General features: G+C 60.5%; 14 protein-coding genes. 9 read left to right on the top strand and 5 right to left on the bottom strand.

The genetic code is table 11. The features are described from left to right. Positions 1-202 precede the first annotated feature (202 nt). From CLV89_RS01235 to CLV89_RS01215, 5 genes are all read right to left on the bottom strand, one after another. Positions 203-925: a DUF1194 domain-containing protein gene (locus tag CLV89_RS01235; RefSeq protein WP_243394902.1), complete on the bottom strand. Its 723-nt coding sequence runs from the start codon at positions 923-925 to the stop codon at positions 203-205. A 118-nt stretch (positions 926-1,043) separates the two neighbouring features. Then, positions 1,044-2,084: a MaoC family dehydratase gene (locus tag CLV89_RS01230; protein WP_106161717.1), complete on the bottom strand. Its 1,041-nt coding sequence runs from the start codon at positions 2,082-2,084 to the stop codon at positions 1,044-1,046. A 1-nt stretch (position 2,085) separates the two neighbouring features. Next, entirely contained in the window at positions 2,086-2,289 is a 204-nt protein-coding gene (locus tag CLV89_RS01225) for a DUF1737 domain-containing protein (protein WP_011537137.1), read from the bottom strand. Positions 2,290-2,292: 3 nt separating this feature from the next. Beyond that, positions 2,293-2,841, bottom strand: a complete 549-nt coding sequence (locus tag CLV89_RS01220; RefSeq protein WP_106161715.1) for an NnrU family protein — start codon at positions 2,839-2,841, stop codon at positions 2,293-2,295. Positions 2,842-2,879: 38 nt separating this feature from the next. Next, entirely contained in the window at positions 2,880-3,734 is an 855-nt protein-coding gene (locus CLV89_RS01215) for an HpcH/HpaI aldolase/citrate lyase family protein (protein WP_106161713.1), read from the bottom strand. A gap of 355 nt (positions 3,735-4,089) precedes the next feature. On the opposite strand from CLV89_RS01215, the gene CLV89_RS01210 reads away from it, so the two are divergent. The 9 genes from CLV89_RS01210 to CLV89_RS01170 all read left to right on the top strand — a co-directional run bounded on the left by CLV89_RS01210 (position 4,090) and on the right by CLV89_RS01170 (position 14,048). Further along, a complete protein-coding gene (locus CLV89_RS01210) occupies positions 4,090-4,401 on the top strand; it encodes a hypothetical protein (protein WP_106161711.1) in 312 nt (103 codons plus the stop codon). Between the two features lie 415 nt (positions 4,402-4,816). Beyond that, on the top strand, positions 4,817-5,779 hold the full coding sequence (gene mdh, locus CLV89_RS01205) for a malate dehydrogenase (RefSeq protein ID WP_106161709.1): 963 nt from the start codon (positions 4,817-4,819) through the stop codon (positions 5,777-5,779). A gap of 149 nt (positions 5,780-5,928) precedes the next feature. Beyond that, positions 5,929-6,456 carry a GNAT family N-acetyltransferase gene (locus CLV89_RS01200; RefSeq protein ID WP_106161707.1) on the top strand — a complete coding sequence of 176 codons (528 nt, stop codon included), beginning with the start codon at positions 5,929-5,931 and terminating at the stop codon, positions 6,454-6,456. A gap of 381 nt (positions 6,457-6,837) precedes the next feature. Further along, positions 6,838-8,031 (top strand): ADP-forming succinate--CoA ligase subunit beta, encoded by a 1,194-nt coding sequence (gene sucC, locus CLV89_RS01195; RefSeq protein ID WP_106161705.1) that lies wholly within the window; start codon positions 6,838-6,840, stop codon positions 8,029-8,031. Between the two features lies 1 nt (position 8,032). Beyond that, the gene (locus CLV89_RS01190; RefSeq protein WP_106161703.1) at positions 8,033-8,311 is read left to right on the top strand and encodes a hypothetical protein; all 279 of its coding nucleotides are present in this window, start codon (positions 8,033-8,035) and stop codon (positions 8,309-8,311) included. Positions 8,312-8,440: 129 nt separating this feature from the next. Then, positions 8,441-9,280, top strand: coding sequence for a glycosyltransferase family 25 protein (locus CLV89_RS01185; RefSeq protein WP_106161701.1), 840 nt, complete (start codon positions 8,441-8,443; stop codon positions 9,278-9,280). Positions 9,281-9,298: 18 nt separating this feature from the next. Then, positions 9,299-10,186, top strand: a complete 888-nt coding sequence (gene sucD, locus CLV89_RS01180) for a succinate--CoA ligase subunit alpha (protein WP_106161699.1) — start codon at positions 9,299-9,301, stop codon at positions 10,184-10,186. Next, positions 10,186-11,100 carry a hypothetical protein gene (locus tag CLV89_RS01175; RefSeq protein WP_106161697.1) on the top strand — a complete coding sequence of 305 codons (915 nt, stop codon included), beginning with the start codon at positions 10,186-10,188 and terminating at the stop codon, positions 11,098-11,100. The genes sucD and CLV89_RS01175 overlap by 1 nt, the downstream gene beginning before the upstream one ends. Then, on the top strand, positions 11,097-14,048 hold the full coding sequence (locus CLV89_RS01170; RefSeq protein WP_106161696.1) for a 2-oxoglutarate dehydrogenase E1 component: 2,952 nt from the start codon (positions 11,097-11,099) through the stop codon (positions 14,046-14,048). The genes CLV89_RS01175 and CLV89_RS01170 overlap by 4 nt, the downstream gene beginning before the upstream one ends. Position 14,049 lies beyond the last annotated feature (1 nt).

Genomic DNA, 14,049 nt, shown 5'->3' with positions numbered 1-14,049 from the left:
CCTTTCCGGTTAGCTGGTCTCGTTTTAGCTTATTTTTGCGCACTGTCACGCAAACGAGTGGTAAAAATCACCTGTTATCGTCGCAGTTTGTTGCAATTTCTTCACCTTGTGATCACAAGCCAGATCGCTGTGATCACAAACTGTATCCCTAGCGGAATAGTCAGAAACAAACTCGCAAACCCTCAGTGAGTCGCATGTGCTTTTAGCGCGAAAGGGTTGCTGTCTGCTTCACGACTTCGCGCAGCAGCTTCTTGCGGATCTGTTCCGGGTAGTCTTCGAAACGCGCCGCATAGACCACAAAGGCGCCCGGACCGTGGATCACATGCTCAAAGAAATAGGCGGCCAGATCCTCCTCGCTGGCCTCGATCGCGATGGCATTCACGGTGACACCAGCAGCAGTCAGCCGCGACCGCAGCGTCTCCGGGTTGATCCCCTCGTTTGACGGGCCATCGCCCGAAACATCCACCACACGACGCTGACAGGACGGCACCGCGTCAAACATTGGCAGAACATACCCCAACAGCTCGCCGATCGCGGTCGAGTAATTGCGCCATTTACGCGAGGTGTCCTCCACCGCCTGCGTAAAGGCATCCAGCGCGGCGAAATCAGGGATTGAGGTCCAGGGCACCGACACCACCTGCCGTGATGTGCCGCTCCATTGCACCAGGGCCACTTCGGCACGGGCCTGCACCAGCGCTTCGCTGATCAGGGGATCCCGCAGTGCGCGCGCCAGCCCGTCCATCTGCAACCGATATTCCTTTGGATCGACGGATCCGGACACATCCACGGCCAATACCAGCGCCAGGTCACACGCGCGCAGGCCACCCGGTATCAGGCTACAAAGACCACACAGAGCTGTGACTAACAGGCGACGCATGAGGTAAAGACTGCGGCGACGCGGACCTCCCGGCAAGATCAAAGCCATGCTGCGACTGCAGCCTCGCGCAGATGTCACCACGCCAGACCCAAGCTTTGCAGTCTTGAACCACCAAGATGCGGCGATGAGAGCCAAACGCCCCGAAGGGACGGGGCGGCCCCGCCGGCTACAGGGGCATCAAGGCCCAGTAATCGAGGTCCAGCAGAACCTCCGGCAGGTATTTCCCGTCCTCGCCCTTCAGCTGGAACGGCGCGCCACCCGAGGTCGCCACCAGCCGCAACCGGATGGCCCCCACCCCGGGCGCTGCGGTCTGCGCCTTGTCCAGCACCTCGGACCAGGCCCGTATGGTGGTGCCCGACAGGCAGGGGTTTGCATGCGCGCCGCCATTGAGCCCGACGATCATCTGCGCATTGGCCAGCCCGTTAAACGACAGCGCCCGCGCCATGGAGATCACATGACCGCCATAGATCAGCCGTGTGCCATCAGGGCGCGCGGTGCTGTCGAAATGCACCTTGGCGGTGTTCTGCCACAGGCGGGTGGCCAGCATATGCTCGGCCTCCTCTACCGTGACGCCATCGACGTGGTCGATCTGCTCGCCGATGGCATAGTCGCCCCAGCGATGCGGCTCGCCCGCCAGTTCAAAATCATAAGTCGAAAAATCCAACCCCGCAGGCAGGGCAAGGTCATCCGCCGTCAACACCGGCTGCAACTCCGGCACATGGGTTTCGGGCGCCTCTGCCTCCGGGTTGCCCTTACGGACCATGACCCAGCGCACATACTCCAGCACGCAGTCATCGTGTTGGTTGAGCCCCCGCGTGCGCACCCAGACCACCCCGGTCTTGCCGTTGGAGTTCTGCTTGAGGCCGATCACCTTGCTCTCGGCGCGCAGCGTATCGCCTGCGTAGACCGGCAGATGCCAGCGCCCCTCGGCGTAGCCCAGATTGGCCACCGCATTGAGCGAGATATCCGGTACCGTCTTGCCAAAGACGATATGGAACGCCGCCAGATCGTCCAGCGGCGCGCCCTTGTCGTGACCAAGACCAACCGCGCGGGCAAATTCATCCGAGGAATAGAGCGCATGCCGCGCCGGGTAGAGCGCATGATAGAGCGCCCGTTCGCCGCCCGAGACGGTGCGTGGCACCGCGTGGCGGATCACCTCACCCAGCCTGTAGTCCTCGAAGAAACGCCCGCGGTTGGTCTTGGCCATGTCAGTGCGCTCCCAGTTTGGTGTCCGGGGTGTAGGTGCCGTCCACCTCTTTCACCACCGACTGGCCGCAGCGCATGATGCCCTTGACCGGGTCAAAGGTCTGGGTCGGGCTGCCGTATAGCTCCCAGCCCTTGTTCAACGCATCCGTCACCTTGTGACAGAAGGCCGACGTGTCATCCTCGCTCAGGAATCGATAAAGTTTCATGTCTTACCCCGGAAATGGTGAGGGCCCGATGAGCCCGTGAATATAGCCGATCACACCGACCAGCAGGATGGAAATCGCCAGGAACATCAGCCCCTTGCCAGTGGTGCCCTTGGGGCCCGGTTTCCACTCGGGCTCGGCGCGATTGATCGCCAGAACCTCGACCCCGGCCCAGACCAGCAGACCGCCGAACAGGATGACAGAGGCCAGATCGCCGTTGACCAGCAGGTGTGCCACCGCCCAGAGCGAGAAGCCGAACAGCATCGGGTGGCGCATCTTGCGAAACAGCCGCCCCTTGCGCGGTCCGGGGCTGGTAAAGAACAGCGCCAGCACCATCAGGGAATTGTTCACATGCACCAGGAAGGACGGCGGTGCCCAGACGTGGATGTACTCCGTGCCGCGATAGCCGATCACCATCAGCACGACGCTTGCCAGCAGAGCCAGCGCCACCAGCCCCTTGCCCTTCGTGCCGAGGCGTTCGCGCTGCGCCGGGGCGAGGCGTTTGAACAGGTGGGCGGCCCACCACAGGATGATGCCAAATATCAGAAGTGCCATGTCTTTCTCCAACGTCAGACGGGTGCTTGCCTCAACGACTAGCCGGAGATCCGGGCAATTGCATCCGCTTTCGCGATGATTTCACGTGCGGTCACCACATGCAGGTTCTCGACGATCTTGCCCTCTACCACGGCGACCCCTTGGCCCGCGGCCTCTGCGGCCTCGAACGCGGCGATCTGACGGCGAGCCAGATCCAGTTCCGCTTCTGAGGGGGCAAAGGCGGCATTGGCAACGTCCACCTGCGCCGGGTGGATCAATGTCTTGCCGTCAAAGCCCATGTCGCGGCCCTGCTCACATTCAATCGCCAGCCCCGCGTCATCCTTGAAGGCGTTGTAGACCCCGTCGACGATCACCTTGCCCTCGGCCTTGGCCGCCAGGAGGCACAGCCCGAGGCCCGGCATCAGCGGCAGGCGGTCGGCGCGGTACCGGGTCTGCATGTCCTTGGCCAGATCATTGGTGCCCATCACCATGCCCTGCAGCCTGGGGTGTGCGGCGATGGCGCCCGCGTTCAGCATGCCGCGCGGCGTTTCCATCATCGCCCAGAGCGGCACGTCACCCGTGATCTCTGCCAGCGCGTCCAGATCAGCCGGCGAAGACACCTTCGGCAAGAGGATCGCGTCACATCCCATATGAGCCGCCGCCTCTGCATCCGCACGCCCCCATGCGGTGTCGAGCCCGTTGATCCGCACGATCTTCAGCCGCGGCCCATAGCCACCCTGCGTCAGCGCCTCTGCCAGCGTGGCACGCGCATTGTCTTTTTCCTCCACCGACACCGCATCCTCGAGATCAAAGATGATCGCATCAACGGGCAGAGTACGGGCCTTGTCCAACGCGCGCGGCTTGGAGCCGGGGATGTAGAGAACAGAACGACAGGGGCGGGAGCGCGGGTCCATGGGGGCAGCCTCCAAGAGGATTGAGTGGGACATAATATTACCCAAATCGCTACAATCACATGCTTTTGATTTCAAGCTATATCTCGCCGCAATGCAGAAATCATCCATCACCCTCCATCATTCACATTTTCAAACCTTTGATTTCACGAGAGAACGCGCGATTAACCAGTTCTTTGGACCTCTATGGCACTCTGAGTCCTACCGGCGCCCTCTTTCCGAAGACTGTTACCATCTGGCGCCCCGCGAACCTTGGGTTCGTCGTCATGATTTCGTCACCAAAACCGGTCCACCCCAGGTCACCGGGGTGCCCATTCGGCCCCCTGCTGGGGACGCCGTTCCGAAAGGGGTAAAACCTATGAAGAAGACGCTGTTGAAACTCTCCGCGGGCCTCGCCCTTGTGCTGACCACCCAGATGGCGGCCGCTCAAAGCCAGAATTGCGCACCGCGCGATATGGTCGTTCAGCGCCTGGCCGAGAAGTATGGCGAAAGCCGCCAGAGCATCGGCATGGGGCAACAGGGCATGGTCATGGAGACCTTTGCCTCTGACGAGACGGGGTCCTGGACGATTACTGTCACCAATCCGAACGGCATGACCTGCCTCGTGGCCTCCGGACAGTCCTACGAAATCCTGGCCGAAGCGCTGCCCGTGATGGACACTGACGCCTGATCTATCGCGTCCCGTCCCGCAGGACACCCGGCGCATATCCGGGCCCCTGGATATCCGGGGCCCAGGCTGGCTGAAGGCGGGCATCGAAATGCACCGGCCTGCGCCGCAAACAGCATCGCACCCTGTTCGCGCAATCTGATTCGCCGGTCCACGTCTCTGCCGGACCGGCAACCGCAGGAAATGACTGCTGACATCCGCTCCGCAGGCCACGGTCACGGCAATACCGAACCGGCGTGCGAGACGTGCATGCCTGTTCAATATCCAAAGCATCCTTCGCTAAAACTGCAAGGATTGTCGCAAACGAACGTAAAACAGGCTCAGACCGCGCGGATGCTGCAACGCAGAACACTTGCGAAGCGGAACCGAACGTCTTAGGCATCTGGTCAGAAATCAACCGGACCGGAGAGATTATCCCATGGCACGACCCAAAATCGCCCTTATCGGCGCAGGTCAGATCGGTGGCACCCTCGCGCATCTCGTAGCCCTCAAGGAACTTGGCGACGTCGTATTGTTCGACATTGCCGAAGGTACCCCTGAAGGCAAAGCGCTGGACATTGCCGAATCCGGTCCTTCCGAGGGCTTTGACGCCAGCCTGAAGGGCACGCAGGACTACGCAGATATCGCAGACGCCGACGTTTGCATCGTCACCGCAGGTGTTCCGCGCAAGCCGGGCATGTCCCGCGACGACCTGCTGGGCATCAACCTCAAGGTGATGAAATCCGTCGGCGAAGGCATCCGCGACAACGCGCCGAACGCCTTTGTGATCTGCATCACCAACCCGCTCGATGCGATGGTCTGGGCGCTGCGCGAATTCTCCGGCCTGCCGCATGAAAAAGTCTGCGGCATGGCAGGTGTGCTGGATTCCGCACGCTTCCGTCACTTCCTCGCCGAGGAATTCAAAGTCTCCATGAAAGACGTCACCGCATTTGTTCTGGGCGGTCACGGCGATACCATGGTGCCGTCGGTGCGCTACTCCACCGTCGCCGGCATCCCGCTCCCCGACCTGGTGCAGATGGGCTGGACCACACAAGACAAGCTGGACGCCATCGTGCAGCGCACCCGTGATGGTGGCGCAGAAATCGTTGGCCTGCTGAAAACCGGCTCTGCCTTCTACGCCCCGGCAACCTCGGCGGTCGAGATGGCCGAAGCCTACCTGAAAGACCAGAAGCGCGTGCTGCCCTGCGCCGCATATGTGGACGGTGCACTGGGCCTCAACGGCATGTATGTCGGCGTGCCCACCGTGATCGGTGCTGGTGGTATCGAGCGCGTGGTGGACATCAAGCTGAACGCGGACGAACAGACAATGTTCGATGCATCCGTCAAAGCCGTGAAAGGCCTCGTCGAGGCCTGCAAGGGCATCGACAGCTCGCTGGCGTAAACACCGCACATATTTCAAAAACCAAAAGCGTCCCACACGGGGCGCTTTTTTCGTTTCATGGCAGATGTCGGCGCCGCCAGACCGCCCGCCTGAAGACATGTGTGCACTGCGCGCTTTGCTGCGGTCGCTCTACATGCTTAAACCACGCCATGACACCGCCCGAACTCAACACAACGCGCCTGCTGCTCCGAGGCTGGACGCCCGAAGATCACGCCCCTTTTGCAGCGATCTGCGGTGATCCGGCGGTCATGCGCTACATCGGCAATGGCGCGACCCGGACGGCAGACCAAGCGGCAGCCAACATCACATCCTTTCAGACCCAATGGGCAGAGCGCGGCTTTGGACTGTTCGCTGTTCAATCCAAGGTAACTGGTGATCTGATCGGGTTCACCGGATTTTCGCGACCCGACTTCTTGCCGGAGGTCTTGCCCGCCGTCGAGATCGGCTGGCGGTTCTCAAGACCAAGCTGGGGGCAAGGTTACGCAAGCGAAGCGGCTGCGGCCGCATTGGCCTTTGGCACGGACAGACTGGGGCTCACAGATATCGTGAGCATCACTCAGCGCGGGAACAGCGCCTCGGCACGTATCATGCAAAAGCTTGGCATGGTGTTTGACCGCCGCACAATCGACCCGACCTGCGAACGTGAGGTCGACGTCTATCGCCTGCCGCAAACCTAAGGCGGGATCGGCCCCTTGTGAGAGCGGCCCCACACCCGGTGGACCATAGTCAGACTTGCGCCTCCCCCACACCGCTACCGATCACTCCAAGACAGCCCGCTCAGCCTCGGACAAGGTCATGAATGCGGAATGAAACAGAATGACCTCCAGTCGCTGGAAGGCTCTTGACGCGCTGCAGCAAAGCCGAAACGCGCCGCCAAGGATTGCGCGAATCGCTAAAATTTAGTCGCTTTCGATATGTGATCACACGCCTCAACCCTGTGATCACAAAATCGGAAAAACTTCATCATTTATCGCTCTCGTAACAGAAAAGCCTTTAACCTCCTGTTTGATATAGGCGTACTAGCAAGGGACAATTGCAGCCAGACGGGACAGTTTCTCATGAACATCCACGAATATCAGGCCAAGGCCCTCCTTCGCAGCTACGGCGCTCCGGTTTCCGACGGGCGCGTGGTGCTGAAAGCCGACGAAGCCAAAACCGCAGCCGGTGAGCTGGACGGCCCGCTTTGGGTCGTGAAAGCCCAGATCCACGCAGGTGGTCGCGGCAAGGGCTCTTTCAACGAGGCCGACGCCGGTGACAAAGGCGGCGTGCGCCTGACCAAATCGGTCGAAGAAGCCGCCGAAGAAGCCAAGAAAATGCTGGGCCGCACCCTTGTGACCCACCAGACCGGCCCGGCCGGCAAAAAAGTGAACCGCATCTACATCGAGGCGGGCTCCGGCATTCAGACCGAGCTTTACCTGGCGCTGCTGGTGGACCGCGTGACCTCGCGCGTGTCGTTCGTGTGCTCCACCGAGGGCGGCATGGACATCGAAGAGGTCGCCGCCGAGACGCCAGATAAGATCCTGTCTTTCTCTGTTGATCCGGCCACCGGCTATCAGGCCTACCACGGCCGCCGCGTTGCATTCTCGCTCGGCCTTGAGGGCGCGCAGGTCAAGCAGTGCGTCAAGCTGATGGGTCAGCTGTACCAAGCCTTCATCGAGAAGGACATGGAGATGCTGGAGATCAACCCGCTGATCGTCAGCGACGCGGGCGACCTCAAGGTGCTGGACGCCAAGGTCGGTTTTGACGGCAACGCGATCTACCGCCACGCCGACATCGCCGCCCTGCGCGACGAGACCGAAGAAGACCCCAAGGAACTCGAAGCCTCCAAGTACGACCTGAACTACATCGCGCTCGACGGTGAGATCGGCTGCATGGTGAACGGCGCGGGTCTGGCGATGGCCACCATGGACATCATCAAGCTGTATGGCGCGGAGCCTGCGAACTTCCTCGATGTGGGCGGCGGCGCCACCAAAGAGAAAGTGACCGAAGCGTTCAAGATCATCACCTCCGACAAGAACGTCAAAGGCATCCTAGTGAACATCTTTGGCGGCATCATGCGCTGCGACGTGATCGCAGAAGGCGTGATCGCAGCCGTGAAGGAAGTGGGCCTTGAGGTGCCGCTGGTTGTGCGTCTCGAAGGCACCAACGTCGAGAAAGGCAAAGAGATCATCGCGACCTCTGGCCTGAACGTGATCGCGGCCGACGATCTGAGCGATGGCGCCGAGAAAATCGTGAAAGCGGTGAAGGGCTAAGTTGGTCAATCACGTTGCCATAGCAAGCGTCGGCTTTGCCGTGTTCATATTCATGGTGCTTATTCTGCTTGGAGCAGAAGCCATGAGGAAAACACACGGTGAAAGCACCTTGCTGGAGGGACAACGAGATATTGCTGACAAATACGGTTGGGGTGACTGGGAGCGTATCAAACAACATCCGCACATGCTGATGGTTCAAGTTTGGATGCTTCGCTTTGCCACCCTCGCCGCCTTTTGCTTCACTTGTTGGCATGCAGCCAGTGCAGTCAATTCTTTGTAGGAAACTTCCAAGATGGCAGTCCCCGTCGACCATAACACCAAAGTCATCTGTCAGGGCCTCACCCGCCCGCAGATTTCATGGTCGTCGGCCGGCAGCCATAGTGTGATCTGAGCAGAGATACTGAACTCAATGAAACTTTCGACTTATATCATCTCTCTGACCCGTGCCAAAGGGCGTCATGCGCAGATGCGTGCGACGCTGGCGGAGGCGGGTATAGAGGCTGAGTTTGTCGAGGCCGTGGATCTGGCCGAAACCTCGGAAGCGGAGCTGTTGCAGCAGTGCAAGAGCTTTGGCCCCTGGGGGGTGTTTGCCCATGGCAACATGGCCTGCACCCTGAGCCACGCCAAGGTTTGGGAGCAGTTTCTGGCGTCGGATGCGGATGTTGCCCTCATTTTTGAGGATGACGTCTTCATCTCGCCGGAGTTGCGCCAATGGACCGAAGATCTGAGCTGGTGGCCGCAAGGCTGCGAGCTGGTGAATTTGGAGTTCTGGCGCAGTGAGAGCCTCAAGGTGATGCTGGGCACATCCATCGCGCAGCATCTGGGACGACAGGTGGCGCCGATGTTGTCGCGCAACCCCGGATCTGCAGGCTATCTGGTCACGCGCAAGGGGGCCGAGGCGCTGCTGGCGTCACGTCCATTTGCGGTCTCGATCGATCAGCTGTTGTTCAATCCGCTCATCTCTCCTTTGGCCAATTCACTTCGGCCTTATCAGATCACGCCTGCCCTCGTCACACAGGGCAACACCCCTCCTGAAGAGGGCACTTTTCTGGGCCATGCGCAGCGCAAGCCCCAAGGTACACTCTACCGTAAACAAAAACGCCTGCGGGGCATGGCCGAGTTGCGCGCCCTGCCCCTGCACCTCCTTCGCCTGATCTCGGGACGCGCACGGCTTGTGCGGGTCACCTTTGCGGATCGGGCGCTCACCGACGACAGCGCGGCGCGTGCCGCCGAGGCACAAACCGCATAATCGAAAGGAAAGGACATCATGGCAGTCCTCATCGACGAAAACACCAAAGTTATCTGTCAGGGTCTCACCGGCTCTCAGGGCACCTTCCACACCGAGCAGGCCATCGCCTATGGCACCAAGATGGTTGGCGGCGTGACCCCCGGCAAAGGTGGTCAGACCCACCTCGACCTGCCGGTCTTCAACTCCGTGCATGAAGCCAAGCATGTGACCGAGGCCAATGCCTCCGTGATCTACGTGCCGCCGCCGTTTGCCGCTGATTCCATCCTTGAGGCGATCGACGCCGAAATGGAACTCATTGTCTGCATCACCGAAGGCATCCCGGTTCTGGACATGATGAAAGTGAAGCGCGCGCTGGAATCCTCCAAGTCGCGCCTGATCGGCCCCAACTGCCCCGGCGTCATCACCCCCGACGCCTGCAAGATCGGCATCATGCCCGGCCATATCCACAAGCGTGGCTCGGTTGGTGTTGTGTCCCGTTCCGGCACCCTGACTTATGAGGCCGTGAAGCAGACCTCTGACATCGGTCTCGGCCAGTCTTCGGCTGTGGGTATCGGCGGCGACCCGATCAAGGGCACCGAGCATATCGACGTGCTGGACATGTTCCTCGACGATCCTGAGACCCAATCGATCATCATGATCGGTGAGATCGGTGGCTCTGCCGAAGAAGAAGCGGCGGAATTCATCGCCGAGCAGAAGAAAAAAGGCCGTTGGAAGCCGATCGCAGGCTTCATCGCAGGCCGCACGGCGCCTCCGGGCCGCCGCATGGGCCACGCGGGCGCGATCGTCGCCGGCGGCAAGGGCGGCGCAGATGACAAGATCGAAGCAATGAAATCCGCAGGCATCGTTGTTGCCGACAGCCCGGCCACTCTGGGCGAAGCGGTTCAGAAAGCGATCGCAAACGGCTGATGCAACTTCAGGCCAACATAAATCAAATTTTGCGCCCTGACCGGGGCGCAAATCAAGGGGGCCATGTTCCGGCTCTCCTTGCGATGTTGGCTTGTCTGAATTTTGCTGCTGGCGGTGCCGCGAATGCCGCCAGCACACCCAAGACGATCCGCTCAGTGGTTGAGACCTGCATTCAAAATGCCACCCCGTTTTCTGATCTGCTGAGCCAAGACGCAAAAACGTGGTCGGATCTTCGGCGACAACTTCCCCTTGTTGCTGTCGAGAGCGACGATGCTGCAACATTTTCGGATCGCATTCCGACTTGGACGAATGCCGAGTTTGTAACGCGGATGATCACGTCACCCGGTCGGCACGAAAGTCTGGATACGGAAGAACTGGTACGCAATGAGACTTTGCGCGCAAAGCGCAGGACGCAGATCAACGAAAGAGTTCGCAGCGAGGCACGTTCTGCCCCCTCGTCATTTTCCCTTTCCCCCACGATCACGGACGATGATGGCCGACAGCGGTCGTTCTGGTGGGTTGGAGAGGCGCAGCAGATTGGGCTGACGCAGCAAGCGAGTCTTGTTTCTTCAACGACCGTTCCCACCTGTGTCCTCTACAATGTTCCGGATGACTTGGTCCGGGACCTGGCGGAGAACCTGCGGGGAGAGATCAATGAGACCGGCAAGAGTGTCTTGTTTGAATACACATCCACGCTGATCCCGCTGGGACCGGATGCGACAAAGGCGATTGTCGATCAGCACAAAGAGGCAGGACACCCTGCCCCGACCAAACAAGAGATTACGAAATTGGTTGCGACGGCCACTGTGCGCGTCCTTATGGCCCGTCAACACCAAACCCTTGGATCTGGAGAGGGGGCTTCCCCCTGGCAGATCTTTGTTCATGCCCAGGATAACTCAGAGGCACTCAAATGACCGAACAGAGCCCCAACGACATCTTCCATGCGTCCTCCTTCATGCAGGGGCACAACGCGGAGTATCTGGAGCAGCTTTATGCCCAATACGCCAATGACCCCAATGCGGTGGATGCTGCATGGGCCGAGTTCTTTCGCGCCATGGGCGACGCTGAACCGGATGTCAAAGCCGAAGCCGCAGGCCCGAGCTGGGCGCGCAAGGACTGGCCCCCCGCACCGGAAGACGACCTGACCGGGGCGCTGACCGGTGAATGGCCCGCCCCGGCCGAGGCCAAGGCGGCTGGCAAGAAGATCGCGGACAAGGCGAAGGAAAAGGGCGTTGAGGTCTCTGACGAGGCGATCCAGCGCGCGGTGCTGGACTCGATCCGCGCCATCATGCTGATCCGCGCATATCGCATCCGGGGCCATCTGGCCGCTGATCTGGATCCGCTGGGCATGCGCGCCGCGACGGCGCATCCGGAGCTGGATCCGAAGACCTACGGCTTTAACGACGCCGACATGGATCGCCCGATCTTCATCGACAACGTGCTGGGCCTGCAGGTCGCGCCGATGCGCCAGATCGTGGACATCGTGAAGCGGACCTATTGTGGCACCTTCGCGCTGCAGTACATGCATATCTCCAACCCGGAGCAGTCCGCATGGCTGAAAGAGCGCATCGAAGGCTATGACAAGGAAATCCGCTTCACCCGCGAGGGCCGCAAGGCGATCCTGAACAAGATGGTCGAGGCAGAGGGCTTTGAGAAGTTCCTGCACGTCAAATACATGGGCACCAAGCGGTTTGGTCTGGACGGCGGTGAGAGCCTGATCCCCGCGATGGAGCAGATCATCAAGCGTGGCGGCAGTCTGGGCGTCAAGGATATCGTCATCGGCATGCCCCACCGGGGCCGCCTGTCGGTTCTGGCCAATGTGATGCAGAAGCCATATCGCGCGATCTTCAACGAATTCCAGGGCGGCAGCTTCAAACCTGAAGATGTGGATGGCTCCGGCGATGTGAAATATCACCTCGGCGCCTCCTCAGACCGTGAGTTCGACGGCAACAAGGTCCACCTGTCGCTGACCGCGAACCCCTCGCACCTAGAGGCGGTGAACCCGGTTGTTCTGGGCAAGGTTCGCGCCAAGCAGGACCAGCTCAACGACAAGGACCGCACGGCAGTCATGCCGATCCTGTTGCATGGCGATGCGGCCTTTGCGGGTCAGGGTGTAGTTGCCGAATGCTTCGCCCTCTCCGGTCTGCGCGGACACCGCGCGGGCGGCACCATGCATATCGTTGTGAACAACCAGATCGGTTTCACCACGGCGCCGCATTTCTCGCGCTCCTCGCCCTACCCCACCGACAACGCGCTGGTGGTCGAAGCCCCAATCTTCCACGTCAACGGCGACGATCCGGAAGCGGTGGTGCATGCGGCCAAGGTCGCAACCGAGTTCCGCCAGAAGTTCCACAAGGACGTGGTCATCGACATCTTCTGCTACCGCCGGTTTGGTCATAACGAAGGCGATGAGCCGATGTTCACCAACCCGTTGATGTACAAGAAGATCAAGGGCCACAAGACGACCCTGAGCCTGTACACCGAACGTCTGGTGAAGGACGGTCTGATCCCCGAGGGCGAGATCGAGGATATGAAAGCCGCGTTTCAGGCGCACCTCAATGAGGAGTTTGAAACAGGCAAGACCTACAAGCCCAACAAGGCCGACTGGCTGGATGGGCGCTGGTCGCATCTTGATCGCAAGGACGAGGATTATCAGCGTGGCGAAACCGCCATCAAGCCCGAGACGCTTGAGGAAGTCGGCAAGGGTCTGACCACCCTGCCCGAGGGCTACCCGGTGCATAAGACCATCGGTCGCTTCCTTGATGCGCGCAAAAAGATGTTCGACAGCGGTGAAGGCTTTGACTGGGCCACCGGTGAAGCGCTGGCCTTTGGCTCGCTGCTCTCCGAGGGCTATCCGGTGCGCCTGTCCGGTCAGGACAGCACCCGCGGCACCTTCTCGCAGCGTCACTCCGGCATCGTCAATCAAGACACCGAGGAACGCTACTACCCGCTGAACAACATCCGTGAGGGTCAGTCGCAATACGAGGTCATCGACTCGGCGCTGTCTGAATATGCGGTTCTGGGCTTTGAGTATGGCTATTCGCTGGCGGAACCCAACGCGCTAACGCTCTGGGAAGCGCAGTTTGGCGATTTCGCCAACGGTGCGCAGATCATGTTCGACCAGTTCGTCTCCTCGGGCGAGAGCAAATGGCTGCGGATGTCAGGGCTTGTGTGCCTCTTGCCGCATGGCTTTGAGGGTCAGGGACCGGAGCACTCCTCCGCGCGTCTGGAACGCTTCCTGCAGATGTGCGGTCAGGACAACTGGATCGTGGCAAACTGTACGACGCCCGCGAACTACTTCCACATCCTGCGCCGTCAGCTGCACCGCACCTTCCGCAAGCCGCTGGTGCTGATGACGCCGAAATCGCTGTTGCGCCACAAGCTGGCCGTCAGCAAGGCGCATGAGTTCACCACCGGCTCCTCCTTCCACCGCGTGTTGTGGGATGACGCCGAAACCGGTGCGTCCGAGACCAAGCTGGTCGAGGACAAGAAGATCAAGCGGGTCGTGCTGTGCTCCGGCAAGGTCTACTTCGATCTGCTGGAAGAGCGCGACGCCCGCGGCATCGACGATGTCTACATCATGCGCATCGAGCAGTTCTATCCCTTCCCGGCGATCAGCCTGGTGAAGGAGCTGGAGCGGTTCAAGGACGCGGAGATGGTCTGGTGTCAGGAAGAACCCAAGAACCAGGGTCCCTGGACCTTTATCGAGCCCAACATCGAATGGGTTCTCACCCGCATCAAAGCAAAACATACCCGTCCGGCCTATGTCGGTCGTGCCACCTCGGCCTCGCCCGCAACGGGTCTGGCCAGCGAACATAAAGCCCAACAAGCGGCGCTTGTGAACGAAGCGCTGAGCATCTGAG

The organism is Tritonibacter scottomollicae, assembly GCF_003003215.1.
In the GTDB taxonomy this organism is placed as follows: Bacteria; Pseudomonadota; Alphaproteobacteria; order Rhodobacterales; family Rhodobacteraceae; genus Epibacterium; species Epibacterium scottomollicae.
The sequence above is the reverse complement of the archived record's forward strand: the minus strand, read 5'-3'. Positions and strand labels throughout refer to the sequence as shown.